General features: G+C 63.4%; 12 protein-coding genes. 7 read left to right on the top strand and 5 right to left on the bottom strand.

Features of this window, described 5'->3' with window-relative positions; genetic code table 11:
* The first annotated feature begins 71 nt into the window (after nt 1–71).
* Nucleotides 72–917: a LysM peptidoglycan-binding domain-containing protein gene (locus tag llg_RS19350; RefSeq protein ID WP_338286617.1), complete on the top strand. Its 846-nt coding sequence runs from the start codon at nt 72–74 to the stop codon at nt 915–917.
* Nucleotides 918–1,075: 158 nt separating this feature from the next.
* On the opposite strand, the gene llg_RS19355 is transcribed toward llg_RS19350, so the two are convergent.
* Complete coding sequence (locus llg_RS19355; RefSeq protein WP_338286619.1) at nt 1,076–1,774, bottom strand: TetR/AcrR family transcriptional regulator; 699 nt, start codon at nt 1,772–1,774, stop codon at nt 1,076–1,078.
* A 346-nt stretch (nt 1,775–2,120) separates the two neighbouring features.
* On the opposite strand from llg_RS19355, the gene llg_RS19360 reads away from it, so the two are divergent.
* Nucleotides 2,121–2,585 carry a hypothetical protein gene (locus llg_RS19360; RefSeq protein WP_338286620.1) on the top strand — a complete coding sequence of 155 codons (465 nt, stop codon included), beginning with the start codon at nt 2,121–2,123 and terminating at the stop codon, nt 2,583–2,585.
* 12 nt (nt 2,586–2,597) lie between these two features.
* Here the strand turns inward: llg_RS19360 and llg_RS19365 are convergent, their stop codons facing one another.
* The 4 genes from llg_RS19365 to llg_RS19380 all read right to left on the bottom strand — a co-directional run bounded on the left by llg_RS19365 (nt 2,598) and on the right by llg_RS19380 (nt 5,797).
* Complete coding sequence (locus tag llg_RS19365) at nt 2,598–2,795, bottom strand: hypothetical protein (RefSeq protein ID WP_338286621.1); 198 nt, start codon at nt 2,793–2,795, stop codon at nt 2,598–2,600.
* A 79-nt stretch (nt 2,796–2,874) separates the two neighbouring features.
* Nucleotides 2,875–3,501 carry a peroxiredoxin gene (locus llg_RS19370; RefSeq protein ID WP_338286622.1) on the bottom strand — a complete coding sequence of 209 codons (627 nt, stop codon included), beginning with the start codon at nt 3,499–3,501 and terminating at the stop codon, nt 2,875–2,877.
* 86 nt (nt 3,502–3,587) lie between these two features.
* The gene (locus tag llg_RS19375; protein ID WP_338286624.1) at nt 3,588–5,036 is read right to left on the bottom strand and encodes a DHA2 family efflux MFS transporter permease subunit; all 1,449 of its coding nucleotides are present in this window, start codon (nt 5,034–5,036) and stop codon (nt 3,588–3,590) included.
* Nucleotides 5,033–5,797: a sulfite exporter TauE/SafE family protein gene (locus llg_RS19380; protein WP_338286625.1), complete on the bottom strand. Its 765-nt coding sequence runs from the start codon at nt 5,795–5,797 to the stop codon at nt 5,033–5,035. The genes llg_RS19375 and llg_RS19380 overlap by 4 nt, the downstream gene beginning before the upstream one ends.
* Nucleotides 5,798–6,020: 223 nt before the next feature.
* Between llg_RS19380 and llg_RS19385 the strand changes: the two genes are divergently transcribed.
* The 5 genes from llg_RS19385 (at nt 6,021) to llg_RS19405 (ending at nt 16,799) form a co-directional block, all read left to right on the top strand.
* Nucleotides 6,021–9,524 (top strand): hypothetical protein, encoded by a 3,504-nt coding sequence (locus tag llg_RS19385; RefSeq protein WP_338286626.1) that lies wholly within the window; start codon nt 6,021–6,023, stop codon nt 9,522–9,524.
* 91 nt (nt 9,525–9,615) lie between these two features.
* Nucleotides 9,616–10,959 carry a hypothetical protein gene (locus llg_RS19390; protein ID WP_338286627.1) on the top strand — a complete coding sequence of 448 codons (1,344 nt, stop codon included), beginning with the start codon at nt 9,616–9,618 and terminating at the stop codon, nt 10,957–10,959.
* 92 nt (nt 10,960–11,051) lie between these two features.
* On the top strand, nt 11,052–12,401 hold the full coding sequence (locus llg_RS19395) for a hypothetical protein (protein ID WP_338286628.1): 1,350 nt from the start codon (nt 11,052–11,054) through the stop codon (nt 12,399–12,401).
* Between the two features lie 88 nt (nt 12,402–12,489).
* Nucleotides 12,490–13,809, top strand: coding sequence for a hypothetical protein (locus tag llg_RS19400; RefSeq protein WP_338286630.1), 1,320 nt, complete (start codon nt 12,490–12,492; stop codon nt 13,807–13,809).
* Nucleotides 13,810–14,135: 326 nt separating this feature from the next.
* Nucleotides 14,136–16,799 (top strand): trypsin-like peptidase domain-containing protein, encoded by a 2,664-nt coding sequence (locus llg_RS19405; RefSeq protein WP_338286631.1) that lies wholly within the window; start codon nt 14,136–14,138, stop codon nt 16,797–16,799.
* Nucleotides 16,800–16,887 lie beyond the last annotated feature (88 nt).

The raw sequence follows: 16,887 nt of genomic DNA on the forward strand, positions 1-16,887 counted from the left end.
GAAACCCTTGATCGTTAACAAATATTAAATTCTTCTTGAATCGTGGCATTTTTTTGAAAAACTTCAAACTCATGAAGGCGACCACGCTGTATGCCACTCTCGCCCTGGTGCTCGGAGCCCCGGTGGCATTTTCAAAATCTGAAGTCGAAACCCTGCGCGACCGTTGCGCGGAGCAAGAGCGCCAGATCCGCCAGCTTGAGCAGGAAAACAGCCGTTTGAAAGGCACTAAGGAGACCCCGAAGCCGGTGGTCGCTGAAAAGGCTGCTGCAGAGAAGCCCGTCGCTGAAAAACCCGCTCCGACCAAGTCCGGCACCTACACGGTTCGCTCCGGCGACACCTTGGAAAAGATCGCCCGCAAGACCGGCGTCTCCGCCCTCGCCCTCGGCAAGGCCAACGGCATCAAGAGCGAAACCATCATCCGCCCCGGCCAGGTCCTGAAACTCCCCGGCTCCTCCACCGCGACGGCCGCCCGCACCACCGAGGACTCCAAGCCGGAGCCGAAGGAAGCCAAGGAGCCGAAGACCGCGAAAAAGGACACCAAGGAGCCCGCCAAAGAAGCGAAGACCGAGACCGCGAAGACCGAGACCGCCAAGACCGAGAGCAAGTCGGCCAAGGAAAAGGAAACTCCCGCCCTCGCCTCCACGGAATCCAAGACGATCTCCAATCCCGCTCCGAAGCCCGCTCCCCAGCCAAAAGCTGAAGCGACGGCCGAAGCAGCGAAGGCTCCCACCACCGGCGGTGCCGCGAAACCTCCCACGATCCGCTCGATCATCATTCAGGACGAAACCAGCTACGGCAGCTTCGCCTCGCTGCACGGCACCACGCCGGAGCGCCTGAACGATCTGAACGGTCTCTCTCTCAGTACCAGCACGGTCCTCGCCAAGGGTTCGGAACTTTATATTCCCGCCCAGCCTTAGCACCCGAGTCCTTGGAAGGATTAAGAAAACCCGTCCGGGGTCGCTCCCCGGGCGGGTTTTATTGTTTCACCCAAGCGAGGTGGGTGACGTTTTCCAGAAGGGAAAGCCCCAGCCCAAAAAGGCCCGGTCCCGCACGCGAAGCCAAACTTCGCGCTACCTCAGAAATCGAACGTCGCCTGCGGCCCCTTCGCCACCACGGCGTCGCCATTCTCCAGACCATTGCGCAGGCCGGCGGCGGCAAAGCGGGTGAACCGCGCCAAGGTCGTTTCCACCGAAGGATTTCCGGAGACGCCCTGCGAGATCGTTTGAAGCGTGTCCTCCTGGCACATCGCGAAGCACATGGCTCCGATCACGAAATGCAGGCGCCAGATGATTTCATCGGGAGGCAGCCCGGGCAGCGATTTCGACAGGGTCTTCACGAACCGGGCGACGATCACCTTGAACTGCTCGACCATCACCGGTGGCATCGCCCCGCCCTGCTCGCCAAACATCCGGCCGACCAGCTTCAAAAACAGCCGTTCGGAAAGCTCCGAGCGACGGATCTGGGTCACCATCGGTCGAACGAACGCTTCCAACACCTCCTCGATCGGCACCGATTTCCCCGACCAGCGGCGCTCGAGCGCGTCCAGCCGGACGATGCGCTCCTCGTTGATCGGCGTGATGTAGCGGGTCATCACCGCCGCCACCAAGCCGTCACGGCTGCCGAAGTGGTAGTTCACCGAAGCGATGTTCATCGCCGCCTTCTTGGTGATGTCGCGAACCGACACCGACTCGAAGCCACGCTCGGCAAACAGCGCCTCCGCGGCCTCGACCAATTTGAGCTTGGCACCACTTTCGGGAACACTCGTGCGATCCATGGGATTGACTCCTTAGGGCCATGAAGCCCCGGTGTCAAACGTTCGATTTATCGCCGAATACAAATCGCTGCTTCGTCGGCGCAAACGATGGAATCATCTGGTTGTCAATCCCTCTTGCCAACAAACACCGATTCAATCGATCGCTTCCATCGATCGCGTGAACCTATTCACTGAAACGCGGCGGTTGTTCACGATTGTCCACAGGTTATTCACAATGGACGAGGAGGTTCACCCGGGAAAATCCCCCTCCGAAGTGTAAACGATGTCTCCGAACACCTGGGCATGCGTTTCGGAGGGTGTCACATGCTTGATTTCGCGGAGCGGGCGCGGCTAACTCCCCTCCCCGATGTCCACGAAGTCCGAGTTGATCGACCGCCTCCGCGCCGAGTTGCGCGCCCGGCTGGAGCGCCTTTCCCAAGCCGCCCGGGAAGCCCATGCCGCCGCCACCGATGCGGGCAGCAAGGCGGAGAGCAAGTACGACACCCGGAGCCTCGAGGAATCCTACCTCGCGAAGGGTCAGGCGAAGAACGTCGAGGAAACCGCGGACCAACTGCGGATCTTCGAATCGTGGGCTCCGCCGGAGTTCGAGATCACCGCGCCAATCGACGCCGGGGCCCTGGTGGAGGTCGACCTCAATGGGGAAACGGGCTTCTATCTCCTCGCCCCCACCGCGGGCGGCATGACGGCGGAGCACCTCGGCTGCGAGCTGACCGTGCTCACTCCGGAAAGCCCGCTTTACCGGAAACTCCGCGGGCTCAGCACCGGAGACACCCTGGAGAGCCCGGCGCTGATGGTCACGGAAGTCAGTTGACGGCCGCCCCGCTCAATCCCCGGACCGGTAGCAAAGCGCAACGATGAACGCGATCAACGCGGCTCCTCCCAACCCTCCAAGAATAAACAGTGGCCCGAAATCCGGACCGCCGTCGCCGGCGGAATGCCCGCTGGAGAGCGACAGGAAATAAATTCCGGCGATCGCCAGCAATAGGAGACCGATCCCAGCGGATAAGGAGGACGGCTTCATCGTGCGCCGGAAAAAAGAGAAGACGCCCATCGCGGACGTCTTCCCTGAAAACTGAACACTGAAAACGAGCAAACTCCTCTTACTTGCCGAGGTAATTGGACACTCCCTCGTGGTCCGGGGTCATGGCGTCATCGCCTTTTTCCCAGTCCATCGGGCAGACTTCACCGTGCTGCTCAAAGTGCTGGAGGGCGTCGATCACGCGCAGGGCCTCGCGGATGGAGCGGCCGAGCGGCATGTCGTTGACAACCTGGTGGCGGACGATGCCGGCCTTGTCGATGAGGAACAGGCCGCGGTAGGCGACGAGTTCACCGGTGATCTCGATGTCGCCGTCCTCGGTTTCCTCGTAGTCGCCGGCGAGGACGTCGTAGTCGGAGGAGATGGTCTTGTTGATGTCGGCCACCAGCGGGTAGGTCACGCCCTGGATGCCGCCCTTGCTGCGGGGAGTCTGGAGCCAGGCCCAGTGGGAGAACTCGGAGTCGGTCGAGCAACCGATGACCTTCACGCCGCGGGATTCGAACTGCTCCAGTTCCTCCTGGAAGCGGTGGAGTTCGGTCGGGCAGACGAAGGTGAAATCCTTCGGGTAGAAGAACAGCAGGACGTAGTTCTTCCCGAGGAACTGGGAGAGGGTGAAGTTTTCGATGATGGTTTCCCCTTTCACCGCCTTGGCGGTGAAGGCCGGAGCTTTCTTTCCAACGAGAACGGACATGGTATCGATCCCGGAGCTGCCCCGGGCGGGCGCGGGGTAATGGCTGGAAGGCCGGGAGTCAACCAAAGGCCGCAAAGGGACGGGCTCTACTCCTCCGCCGCTTCGACGTGGCCGCTGACGTCGGCGCCGTCGTTGCGCCTCAGGGTCAGGAAAGTGGCGGCACTGACGATGCTCACCGCGCCGAGCAGCCGGTAGGCCCCGTGCAGCGCCGGGATCAGGGACGCCGGATCGGAACGCTCGATGCCGCCGAGGAACCACGCCGTCACCAGCGAGGCGAAGGCGATGCCGAAGCTGATCGAGAGCTGCTGGCCGGTGCTGGCGATCGTGCTGGCATCGCTGGCCTGTTCGTCGGTGGTGTCGGCGTAGGCCAGCGAGTTCATGGCAGTGAACTGGAGGGCGGAGACGCTGCCTTGCGCGAAACTGAACAGCAGGATCACCCAGATCGGCGTGCCGGGGCCGACTTGGGAGAAGGCCGAGATCATCAGGCCGATGACGAGCGTGTTCGCCACCAGCACCTTCTTGTGGCCGAAGCGCGCGAGGATGCGCTCGACCAGCAGCTTCATCCCGATGGCCGCCAGCGCCTGTGGCATCACCAGCAGACCCGCCTGCCACGGCTGGTATCCCATCCCGAGCTGGTAGAGCAGCGGCAGCAGGAAGGGCATGCCACTGATGCCCAGCCGGGTTACGAACCCGCCCGCCACCGAGACGCGGAAGGTGCGGATCTTTAACAGGGCCACCGCCAGCAGCGGATCGCTCACCCGGCGGGCGTGCCAAGCATAGGCCCCCAGCAACGCGAACGACAACAGGGCGAACCCCACCACCCACAGCGTGTCCATCCGGTGCTCGCCGAAAATTTCCAAGACCCACGACAGCAGGGCAATACCCGCACCGAAGAGGATGAAGCCCCAGGTATCGAGCGGATCGGACACCTTGCCGCGGTGGTCTGGCATGTAGCGTTTCATCAACCACAGCCCGAGGATGCCGAAGGGCAAATTGATCAGGAAAATCCACCGCCACGGCAGCACGTGGACGATCACCCCGCCCATCAGCGGCCCCAGCAACGGGCCGAGCAGCGCCGGGATAATCACGAAATTCATCGCCCGCAGGATGCCGGACTTCGGAAAGGTCCGGAGCAGCGCGATCCGGCCCACCGGCATCATGAAAGCCGCGCCGATCCCCTGCATCACCCGGGAAGCCACCAGCATCGGCAGGTTCAGCGAGATCCCGCAGGCCAGCGAACCGAGCGTGAACATCGCCACCGCGAACCCGAACACGCGCTTGGTGCCGTAGCGGTCGGCCAGCCAACCGCTCAACGGAATGAACACCGCGATCGCGATGGTGTAGCTGGTGAGCACCGATTTCAGGCTCAGCGGCGTGACCTTCAGCGAGGTGGCGATGGTCGGCACGGCCGTGTTCACGATCGTGCCGTCGAGCTGCTGCATGAACAAGGCCACCGCCACCACCCACGGCAGGTAGCGGCGGGTGGTTTCCAGCGCCGGATCCGCGGGAGCGGGAATGACCGCGGTATCGCTCACGATTGGAACGTCCGGTAGAAGGTGATCGCCGAGATGGTGAAGCCGATCGCGAGCACCAGCCGCCGCACCCAGATCTGCGGGATCTTCTGCGACCAATGCGCGCCGATGAAGTAGCCAGCGATCGCGCCGACGGTCATCACGCCCGCCTTGTTCCAATCCACCATGCCGCGCGCGATGAACATCACCGCGGCCACCACGTTGATGAGCGAGCCGAGGATGTTCTTCAGCGCGTTCATGCGGTGGATGTCGGTCAGACCGATGAAGCCCAGCGTCGCCAGCATGAGAATGCCGATGCCCGCGCCGAAATAGCCGCCGTAGATGGCCACGCCGAATTGAAACAACACCGCGGGCCAGATCCTGTGACGATGCACCGGTTCCTCGGCGGACCGTTTCACCATCTTCGCCACCACGCCCTGCACCAGGAACAAGAGCGTGGCGAACAGGATCAGGAACGGCACCAGGTGCTTGAAGGTCTCGTTGCTGGTGACGGTGAGCAGCCAACTCCCGATCAAGCCGCCGAGCAGGCTCACCGGCACGAAGCGCCACAGCCACTCGCGGATCGCGGGAATGTGGCGGCGGAATCCGTAGACCGATCCGCCGGTCCCAATCACCAGCGCCACGGTGCTGGTGGCATTCGCGATCACGGGTGGGGTGCCCACCGCCAGCAGGGTGGGAAAGGTCAGAATCGTGCCGCCCCCCGCCACCGCATTGATCGCCCCGGCGGCCATCGCCGCCCCCAGCAGGGAAAGAATCTCAGTCACCGTCATCGCCGCGCACCCACCCTAGCCGCGCACCCGCGTCCGGCAACCGTCGAGTTCCGTACTGAATACCGGAACGGCAAGGGATTCTACGCAGCTCCCATCGGGACCGGACCGGATTCGCCACAAAAATGTGTGATCCGGGCGACCACGCCACACCCCATGAATACGGTGGCACGTTCATCTCCCCTCGAAAGGCCACCGGGCTCTGAAAACCCCCAGCTCCGTGAAACCCGCCTCCATTGCCCCCTTTCTCTCCACCGCGCCCGCTTGGAGCGCGCAATTGCTCACCAACACCGGCTTTGAAACCACGCCGTTTCCCAGCGGCTGGACCGCCACCGGCGTGACCAGCACCACCGGCCTCGGCAGCTCGCTGGGGGCCAAACTGCCCTACAACACCAGCGCGGTGCTGAGCCAGAATGCCAGCGCCAGCGCCGCGAACTTCACCGCAGACGTCTCATTCCAGATTGCCGGGACGAACGAGGCGCAATCGTTCCGCCTCACCCTGCCCGGCGGTATCTACGATGCCGTCGAGGTTCGCACGGCCACCGGCGGCATTCTCCAGGTGAAATACGGCACGGACTTCTACCCGCTGACGAAGATCTCCGGCGGCACCACCTTCGCCGTCCCGGTCAACAGCACGGTGAAACTGCGGATCATCGGCCGGAACTTCGGCACGGCGAATGCCGAATACGACCTGGTGTGGTCGGACGCAGGTTCATCCACGCTCAGCCACGCCGCCACTGGCTTGAAAACACTGACGCCGCTAATGTCCACGCGTTCGCCGGTAACCGGCGTGCGATTCGCGCGCAATGTCGCCGCCGCGAACTCGTTCACCGTCGATGACGTCTCACTGCAGGACAGCGCCGCCACGCCTCCGGCCGCGGACTACAAGATCTCCACGCCCGAGCCGGACAAGCTGGTGAACATTTCCGGCATCTATCCGCACCTAGCGATGAGCAATACCAGCGGCGAGTGTGGCACCGGCGCGGTGGTGCCCTGGGCCGGGAAACTGTGGACCATGACCTACGGCCCGCACCTGCCGAACGGTTCCGACGACGGCCTCTACGAGATCGCACTGGATCTCACCCGCATCATCCGCCCGGAAGGCATCGGCGGCACCCCGGCGAACCGGTTCATCCACACCGCGTCGAACCAGCTCATCATGGGCCCGTATTTCATCGATGCGAACCGGAACGTACGGTCCCTCTCCTACTCCACCGCACCGGGACGCTACACCGCCACCGCCGCCCATCTCAGCGATCCGAACCGCGTCTACATGTTCACGATGGAGGACGGGCTCTATGACATCAACGTCAACGACCTCTCCTTCATCACCCGCTACCCGGACGTGCAGGGCACCAGCGACCGCTTCCTCTTCGGCTACCACGGGAAGGGCGCCTACACCGGCCAAGGCCGACTGGTGGTCACCAACAACGGCGAGCCGGACCAGAAATCGCCCTCCGGTGTGCTGGCCATCTGGGACGGCACCACCGTGCAACAGAACGGCGGAAGCTACCTGGCCACCAACGATCCGAACACCGCTGAAAGCCGCCCCAGTCCCGTGGCCGCCCAGACCAACTACATGGCCGGCTGGAACCAGGTGGTGAAGATGCAGCACTGCGAAGCCACCGGCCCCGGCGACATCCGCGGCAACCAGAACCCCAGCGATCCGGTGTGGGTCAATGGCTTCGATGCGAAGTCGGTGGTGCTGCGCACCTACGAGAACGGCCAGTGGAACCTGTGGCGGCTGCCAAAGGGCTCCTACACCCACGACGGCACGCACGGCTGGCACACCGAATGGCCTCGCATCCGCGAGATCTCCCCGGGCAAGCGGCTGATGCACATGCACGGCATCTTCTACGACTTCCCCGCCACTTTCTCGGCCGCCGATTTCTCCGGCCTCACGCCGATCTGCGATTACGAGAAGATGCCCGTGGACTACTGCTCCTTCAACGGCCAACTCGTGATCGGCAAGAACGACACCTCGAAGTTCGACAACGCGCTGGTCCCACGCGCGCAATCGAACCTGTGGTTCGGTCAACCGGACGACCTGAAGAAATGGGGCGCACCACACGGCCATGGCGGCGTGTGGTTGAACGAATCCGTCGCCGCCAACACCACCTCGGAACCCTTCCTCGTGAAAGGTTTCAGCCGGGCCACGCTGCACCTTCGCAAGACCACCGGATCCGCCGCCTCTATCGAGATCCAGACCAGCAGCGGGACCGGCGCCTGGACTACGCTCCGCACCGTGCAGGTTCCGTCCTCCGGCTCGTCCTATGAGCTGCTCAACGATCTGAACACCGGCTGGGTCCGCCTGCGCGCCCTCGATGCCGCCACCAACCTCACCGCCTACTTCATCCTCGGCAATCCATATCCCCACGTCACCCCGGCCTCGACGGCCAGCGACGAATTCGCCGCGCTGGCGGACATCCGGGACACCGCCGGCACCACCGAGGGCGTGATCCGCACGATGAACAGTGGCAGTCTGCCGCTGGAATTCGCCGCCACCCACACCAACGGCACCGGCAGCTCCACCGCCTCTGGCTACTTCCGGATCGGCGGCGCGATGAAGCTCGATGCCGTCACCGACAGCACCGCGGAGTCCACCCTGCGCACCGCCGCCGCCGCGACCAAGGACTTCGGCAGCGATGCCGCCAGCGCGTGGGTGATGCAGGGCACGGCCAAGCTGCGGCTGCCGATGTTGGATGCCGCGTATGACAACGCGTTCGCCAGCGGTTGGGCGCGGGGTTTCCGCGAGGTGGTCACGGAACGCCAGATGCTCAATTGCCACGGCTCCCTCTACGAGGTGCCCCGCGACATTTCCGGCGACAAGCGCCGCATGAAGCCGATCGCCACCCACGGTAAACGCCTCGCGGACTTCGCCTCGTGGCGCGGTCTCTTTGTCGCCACCGGCGTGCTCGATTCCGCACCCGCATCGGACAAGGTCGTGCGCTCGACCAATGGCGAAGGAGCCCTGTGGCTCGGCGAAGTGGACGACCTCTGGCGGATGGGAGAACCGCGCGGCTTCGGTGGCCCATGGAAAAACACCGCGGTGACCGCGAACACCGCCTCCGACCCCTACCTGATGTATGGCTACGATCGGAAGGAACTGCGGCTCTCCCACACCAGCGGCGGCAGCGTGGCGTTCACCGTGGAGGTCGATTTCCTCGGCGACAACACCTGGGTCCCCTACTCCACCTTCAATGTCGCCGCAGGCGAGACCTTCACCCACGTCTTCCCGGAAGGTTACAGCGCCCATTGGGTGCGCGTCACCTCGAACACCGCCACCACGGCAACCGCCACCTTCTTCTATGGCCCGGTGGACAAGCGCGACGCGCTGCTCGATTGGGCGCGCGACCACGGTCTCGCCACCGGTGGCGGCCGCGGCGCGCTACAAACCACCGACACCGACCACGATGGGATCGCGGACCTCTTCGAATACTTCTTCGCCCTCGATCCGCAGGTCACCAGCCCAGACATCGGCGTGAAACTGAAGAAGGATGCCGGAGTCCACACCGCCTCCATCGACCTCCGGACGGACATCCAAAACGTGGCCCTCGTTTGGGAAATCTCGGACGACCTCGAGCATTGGTCTCCCGCTCCCTCGGAAGAGGTCAAGCCCGCGGATCAAACCGGTATTCCCTCCGGCATGGTTCGCCGCACCTTCAAGATCCCAGCGGGCGAGACGCACAAGTTCGGGCGATTGAAATACGGAGTCACACCCTGACGATGGAGATGGTTTACTTGTTCACCATGCCGCCGATAGCGTGGACCACTGCCAAAGTTCTAGATGATGGGGAACCCAAAGCCCCTTCTTCATGGAACCATCCCATCAGGATCACACCACCGCTTCCCCGCCCTCGAGAAAGAAGAACCTCTCGGTTTGGAGGAAGCTCGGCGGCGGATCGCTCTCCATCTCGATCATCGTCCACGCCATCCTGCTGGCCATCGGCGTGGTGTGGATTTTCCAGGTGATCCCGCAGAAAGACAAGCAGGCCGTCGATTTCATGCCGAAGGGCGGCGGCGGTGGTTCAGCGGGCGTGAAGGAGGTGAGCCACAAGAAGCAACGCGCCACCATGTCGAACCCGAACATGCCGCGGATGGCAGCGAAGGGCGTGGCCAGTTCGTTTACTCTTCCCGAGCCGGATGCGTCCGCCTCCATGTCGTCGGTCGGTTCTCTCAGCGCGGGTGGCCTCTCCGGAGGCCTTGGCGGCAGCGGTGCGGGTGGAGGCCGTGGCGACGGGCGCGGCACCGGTTTCGGCTCCGGCATGGGCCCGGGTCTCGGCGGCGGAGCCAGCGGTAGCACGACCAGCCCGTTCGGATTGAGCAACCCGAACGCGAACGCCTTGGTCGGCACCTTCTACGATCTCAAGCAGGATCCGAAAGGCCGCGTGACGCCGCTTGGCGAGCTGTCGAACTGGGGACAGATCATGGGCGCCACCCGTGACATCCTCCATGAGTTCGTGAGCCATGGCTGGAACGACCGCGCGCTCGCCCGCTCCTACTTCCAAGCTCCCCAAAAGCTCTTCCAGACCAAGATCTACATGCCGGTCTTGGCCGCCGACGGCGCGCCGAAGGCCTTCAACTGCGACGTGCCCGGTTCCCGCTGGGTCGTCATCTACCGCGGCGTGGTCCGTCCGCCGAAGACCGCCAAGTACCGCTTCGTGGGAGCGGGCGACGACGTGGTGGTGGTGCGTTTCAACAACAAGAACGTCTTCGACTACGGCTACGAGTCGCCCACCGCGAACATCAAGCTGGCCACCAAGGCACCGCAGTTGAGAGGCGAGACCAAGGACCGCGAGTTCGATCGCTCCCGCCGCGATCTGGCGATGCCCGAGCCGATGACCATTTATCCCTACCGCTCCCTGTCCTCCCGCGCGAAGTCCGATCTCACCGGTCTCGGCGTCGGTCTGGAATTCGAGGCTCGCGAGAACACCGACTACCCGATCGAGATCCTCGTCAGCGAGGTGCCCGGCGGCTTCTTCTTCGCCTACCTCCTCATTGAGGAAATCGGCGCCACCTATGAGAAGGACTCCACCGGTTCACCGATCCTGCCGCTGTTCCGCTTGGACAGCGGCCCCGCCACCTCGGGGGAAGGCCCGCCCTACGACAAGGCGGGTCCGGTCTGGAAACTCAACGGCAAGAGCAAAGCGGACATCTGATCCCGACCGGGTGGTTTCCATGGTGACTATGAGCCCGTTGGCCTTCGGAAACGGAACGGGCTAAGTGAAGGGGAGCTAAAACCCCCGCTTCCATGGACCCTGACCAGCAAGACGATTTCACCTCCACGCCCTTCCACGCCAGCCATGCGGTGGAGAACAAACCGTCCATCTGGAAAAAGCTCGGCGGCGGATCGCTCTCCATTTCGATCATCGTGCACGCCATCCTGCTGGCCATCGGCGTGGTGTGGATTTTCCAAATCATCCCCGCACAGGAGCCGAAGGTCGATTTCATGCCGAAGGGCGGTGGTGGAGGCTCCGCGGGCGTGAAGGAAGTGAGCAACAAGAAGCAGCGCGCCACGATGACCACCCCGAACATGCCGCGCATGGCGGCGAAGGGCGTGGCGAGTTCATTCACTCTTCCCGAACCGGATGCGGCATCGTCCATGTCGTCGGTGGGTTCGCTCTCCTCGGGCGGGTTATCCGGTGGTCTCGGCGGCAGTGGTTCCGGCGGCGGTCGCGGCGATGGCCACGGCACCGGTTTCGGCTCCGGCATGGGACCGGGTCTCGGCGGCGGCGCGGCAGGCTCCGTCAGCCCGTTCGGCCTGGTGAATCCCAATGCCAATGCCTTGGTCGGGGAATTCTACGACACCAAGCAGGACACCAAGCGGAAGCCCACCGACATCACGCCGGAGAAACTCGGCGACCTGATCCAGGATTTCACCCGCAGTTGGAACGACCGCATCCTGGAGAAATACTACAAGGCCCCGCAGAAGCTCTACCTCACCAAGCTCTTCATTCCGACCATGTCAGCCAACGAGGCCCCGAAGGCCTACAAGTGTGAGAACGAGGTCGAACCCAGCCGCTGGATGGCGATCTACCGCGGCAACGTGATCGCGCCGAAAACCGGCAAGTTCCGTTTCGTCGGCGCGGGCGACGACATCCTGATGGTCCGCTTCAACCGCAAGACGGTCTTCGACTGGGGCTACACCTTCGGCTCGATGGGCGGCTACTCGCGCCGCGACCGCAGCAAGATCTACGAGGTCCTTTCCACCGGCAAGGGCGACAAGGAAGCGGAGCGCAACGTCCGCTCGCAATTCCCGACCCGCCCCGGCTCGAACCCGATCTCCTACGAGTATCCGTCGACCGGCATCTGGAACAAAGCGCTCCACGGCCTGGGGGTCGGGCCCGAGTTCGACGTGACCGCAGGCACGACCTACCCGATCGAAATTCTCATCAGCGAGTTGCCCGGTGGACTGTTCGGCGCGGCCTTGATGATCGAGGAAGTTGGGGCCACCTACCAGAAGGCTCCGAACGGCTCGCCGATCCTGCCCATTTTCCGGACCGATGGCAGCCAACCTGCGCCCGCGAAGGGCGAATGTCCGCCCTATGACCCGCAGGGTCCGATTTGGAAGGCGGCGGGAGGCAGCACCAAGGACATCTGACGACCGGCGAACTGGTCTCCCACCAAGACCAGTTCCGCAAAATCGCCACTCGCCGGGATGAGCGTAGCTTTGGGGAAACCCGAAGCCCATGTCGACGTCAGCCCATCCCGCACCATCCCCCACCCCGCCAGCGGAGGATCGCAAGCCCACCTTCTGGAAGAAACTCGGCGGCGGCTCCCTGTCGATCTCGATCATCGTCCATGCCGTCCTGCTGGTGATTGGCATCTTCTGGATCTTCCAGATCATCCCGGAAAAGAAACAGGAGGTCGATTTCATGCCGAAGGGCGGCGGTGGTGGTTCACCGGGCGTGAAGGAGGTCAGCAACAAGAAGCAGCGTGCCACAATGACCACGCCGAACACGCCGCGTATGGCGGCGAAGGGCGTGGCGAGCAACTTCGTGCTGCCGGAACCGGACGCCGCATCCTCGATGTCGTCGGTAGGTTCGCTTTCCTCGGGCGGCCTGTCCGGTGGTCTCGGCGGCAGTGGTTCCGGCGGTGGCCGGGGAGATGGCCATGGCACCGGATTCGGCTCCGGCATGGGCCCGGGACTCGGAGGAACCGGCTCCGGCATGAGCCCGTTCGGGATGCTCAATCCGAACTCGAACGCGATGGTCGGCGTCTTCTACGACACCAAGCAGGACGAAAAGCACCATAGCACCGACATGACGCCGGAAAAGCTGGTGGAGCTGATCCGCGATTTCAGCCGCGGCTGGAACGAGCGGCTGCTGGACGGCCACTACTTCAAAGCCCCGCAGAAGCTTTACCAAACCAAGCTCTTCATCCCGGTGATGTCCGCCGATGGCGCGCCGAAGGCCTTCAACTGCGAAAAGGAAGTGCAGCCCAGCCGCTGGGTGGTGATCTACCGGGGCAATGTCACCCCGCCGAAATCCGGCAAGTACCGCTTCGTCGGCGCAGGCGATGACGTGCTGATGGTGCGTTTCAACCGCAAGACCGTGCTCGACTGGGGCTACACCTCCGGCACCACCGGCCTCCACCGCACCAAGATCTCGCCGATCCTGGCTGGCACCAGCACCGACAAGGAAGCCGAGCGCCGCGTGCGCGCCGACTTCCCGACCAAGACCAACGCCACCTTCTACAAGTATGAGAACACCGGCATCTGGAACCGCGAACTCAACGGCCTGGCCTGCGGTGCGGAGTTCGATGCCGTCGCCGGCAGCAGCTACCCGATTGAAATTCTCATCAGCGAGGTGCCGGGCGGGAAGTTCGGAGCCGCGCTGCTGATCGAGGAAATCGGCGCGACTTATCGCAAGGATTCCACCGGCTCGCCGATCCTGCCGCTGTTCCGTCTCGACAACGTCCTTCCCGCCGCGAACTCGCCGGAGATTCCGCCCTTCGATCCCCAGGGCGCGCCGTGGAAGCTGATGTCGAATGGCGTGCGGGATATTTGATGGAGGCTTCCTAGCCCCACCAATTCATCCAGGCAGGACCGCGTCGGAGAGGTTCCGTCGCAAAGGGAGCGTCGTTTTGCCACCAGCCCGAGGGGGAAAACAACCCGTCCTGAGTTGGCCAGGTTGCGGATTATTTCGAGGCCGACCGACGCCCCCGGAATGCGGCGTGATCGCTCAATCAATTGGCCAGCCCTCTCGAATCCTTAGTTCTCCAAGGCGGTTTCTCCAGTTTGAGATCCGCCATTTTTTTCGGGAAATTTCGATAAATCCGCGGCCCTCGCGACGCTATGGGGCCTGAATTCCGATTTGTCACTTCGTTCATTGTCATGAAAAAGTCCCGTCCCACCGCGTTCCCGTCGAGCCGTGCCGGCCTCGTCGCCGCCGCCCTTCTCTTCAGCTTGCCCACGGCGCAAGCCGCCCGCGACCTGGCCACGCTTGAGGGCGTGGAAAGGAAACTCCAGGCCATTCCCCCCCGCACCCGCGCCAGCGTGGTCGCGCTCCTGCATTCGATGAAAGTCGGGACGAACAGCGGAATGGCCAGCGGCTCGGGGACGATCGTTTCCGAGGACGGGCTGATCCTCACCGCGGCCCATGTGGTGGACGGAGCTGATACGGTGGACGTCGTATTTCCAGATGGCAAAAAGGTCACGGCGAAGATCCTCGGTTGCGACTTCGATCACGATCTCGCCCTGGCGAAAATCACCGAACCCGGCCGCTATCCCTTCGTGGAACTGGGCGAATCCGAGACGCTCAAGGTCGGGGATGACGTGGCCGCCCTCGGTCACTCCGGCGGCTTCGATCCGAATCGCCCCGCGCCGGTACGCTACGGCCGAATTTTCAAAGTCGATCCGGGCAAGCTCCTCCGCTCCGACTGCATTCTTGTCGGCGGAGACTCCGGCGGCCCCTTGTTCGACCTCGATGGCAAGCTCATCGGCGTGCATACCTCGGTCAGTGATGATCCGTCCGTGAACAACGATGTTCCCGTGGACGTCGCCAAAGCCGGCTGGGAGCGCCTGCTCAAGGGCGAGCGCTGGGGAGTGAACCGGGAAAGCGCCACCGATCTCACCGACGATGAGCTCGCCGGTCTGGATATGCGGGCCTTCCGCCGCACCCTGACGGAAGAAGCCGTGAATGCGGGTGGAAAACCCGTCACCGATCCCGAAAAACTCCGGAAGTGGATGCTCGAAGCGGGCATGAACAAGGACCGGGTGGAGGCCATGTCGGCCGATGAGATGAAGACGTTCGCGTTCCGCAGCCTGATGATCCATGGTCAGGACAGCGAACTCCCCGATATCCCGAAAGAAGAACTCGCAGGCCTGGATCTCGCGAAGTTCCGCGATCAGGTGATGGATGGCGCCAGAAAGTCGGGCGGCCAGTTGCAAGCCACCCCAGACACGATCGCGGGCTGGCTGCGCGCGGCAGGAATGCAGGAGGAGAAGGTCAAGACCATGGACCCCGGAGATCTGATCGGTTTCCTTGGCAAGGTTCTCGGTGAATCCGCCGAACTGAAGGCCGAGACCACGCCGCTGGAGGAAGCCGGTGAGGTGAATGTGCCCGAGGGCCTGGATCTGGAAAAACTCCGCGCCGTCCTGATGGAGGAGGCGAAGCGGACCCAAGGCAAACTTGAGGCCACCCCCGAGGCCATCACCGGCTGGCTGCAGAAGGCTGGCATGGACGAATCGAAGGCCAAGGCTCTCCCGGAGACCTCCCTCCCCGGTTTGATCAGCAAGGCGATGGGTGGCGCTGCCAAAGTCGAAACGCAGCAGGTTCCTCACCACGGGATCGACAACCCTCAGGACCTCGAAGGCGTGGACACCGGAAAATTCAAAAAGCTCATCACGGATGCAGCCATGAAGAACCAAGGCAAGCTCGCCTTGGAGCCCGCCACGATCAGCACCTGGCTCCGCGAATGCGGCATGCCGGAGGAGAAAGCCACCTCTCTCAGCCCCGGTCGCTTGTCCGCCGCGGTGAAGGCGATAATGGGAAAGAGCGTTTCCTATGGAACGGCTCCGGTGCTCACTCCAGACCAGAAGATCATCGCCGGGCTCGACCTGGAAGTTCTCAAGGCCATCCGGCCCGGCGCATCGAAGATCGCCCCCAGCGTGGTCACCTTCACCGATGGCACCAAAACGCTGGCGATGGGCACGATCGTGAAGGCCGATGGATTCATCCTCACCAAGCACTCCGAGATCGCCCGTGCCGGCGAAGGAAAGCTCAAGGTGCGACTCGCCGATGGCCGCATTTTCCCCGCCACCGAAGTCAGCACCTTCTCCGACCATGATCTGGCGCTGGTGAAGATCGATGCCACCTCGCTGCCCGCCGTGGAAATTTCCTCAAGCGACCCGACTCCCGTTCCTGGCAGTTTCCTGTTCAGCCCGGGCTCCGGAGTGAATGCTCCTCTTCTCGGCAGCGGTGTCATGAGCGTGGTGGACCGTTCACTGAAGGAATCCGGCGCCTTCCTCGGCATCCTGATGAAGGAAACCCCGGAAGGCGTGGAAATCGAAAAGACCGTCGCCGACAGCCCGGCTACCAAGGCCGGCCTGCAAGGGAAGGACCGCCTGGTCAGTTTCAACGGCACCGCATTTAAGACGCCCGCCGAGGTGTCCGCCTTCGTCCGAACCCTCAAGCCGCAGGACAAAATGCAGATCGCTTACCAGCGCGATGGCGAGGAACACGCCGCCGAAGTGGTACTGGCCGAACGTCCGCGCCCCACGAAGGAGGAGAACCCCGCCAAAGCCATGACCTCGATCGGCACCAAAACCAGCGAGGTCAGCGAGGGTTTCCCGCTCATCTTCCAGGACGACCTGCAGCTCACGCCCCAGGATTGCGGCAGCGCGGTCATGGATCTCCATGGCAATTTCGTAGGCATCAACATCGCCCGTGCGGGCCGTGTGGACTCCTACGCCATTCCCGCGAGGACCATCGGCGAACTGCTCGCCACCGTGGATTTCGGGCAGTTGAAGAATACTACTGCCGCCGGGGGCAAGTAAGCCTCACCACGGAGCCATCATCGGAACGCCCCACCCGGACGTCCCGATCGTTGGGAAAAAGAAAGCCCGCGGGGACTTCCGGGTGTTT

The sequence above is a fragment of the Luteolibacter sp. LG18 genome, from assembly GCF_036322585.1.
Lineage (GTDB): Bacteria > Verrucomicrobiota > Verrucomicrobiia > Verrucomicrobiales > Akkermansiaceae > Luteolibacter.

Coding starts and splice junctions, on each gene's coding strand:
- llg_RS19365 (WP_338286621.1), bottom strand. CDS start 2,795: ATGAAGCCGTCCTCCTTATCCGCTGGGATCGGTCTCCTATTGCTGGCG.
- llg_RS19405 (WP_338286631.1), top strand. CDS start 14,136: ATGAAAAAGTCCCGTCCCACCGCGTTCCCGTCGAGCCGTGCCGGCCTC.
- llg_RS19360 (WP_338286620.1), top strand. CDS start 2,121: ATGTCCACGAAGTCCGAGTTGATCGACCGCCTCCGCGCCGAGTTGCGC.
- llg_RS19370 (WP_338286622.1), bottom strand. CDS start 3,501: ATGTCCGTTCTCGTTGGAAAGAAAGCTCCGGCCTTCACCGCCAAGGCG.
- llg_RS19390 (WP_338286627.1), top strand. CDS start 9,616: ATGGAACCATCCCATCAGGATCACACCACCGCTTCCCCGCCCTCGAGA.
- llg_RS19355 (WP_338286619.1), bottom strand. CDS start 1,774: ATGGATCGCACGAGTGTTCCCGAAAGTGGTGCCAAGCTCAAATTGGTC.
- llg_RS19395 (WP_338286628.1), top strand. CDS start 11,052: ATGGACCCTGACCAGCAAGACGATTTCACCTCCACGCCCTTCCACGCC.
- llg_RS19400 (WP_338286630.1), top strand. CDS start 12,490: ATGTCGACGTCAGCCCATCCCGCACCATCCCCCACCCCGCCAGCGGAG.
- llg_RS19350 (WP_338286617.1), top strand. CDS start 72: ATGAAGGCGACCACGCTGTATGCCACTCTCGCCCTGGTGCTCGGAGCC.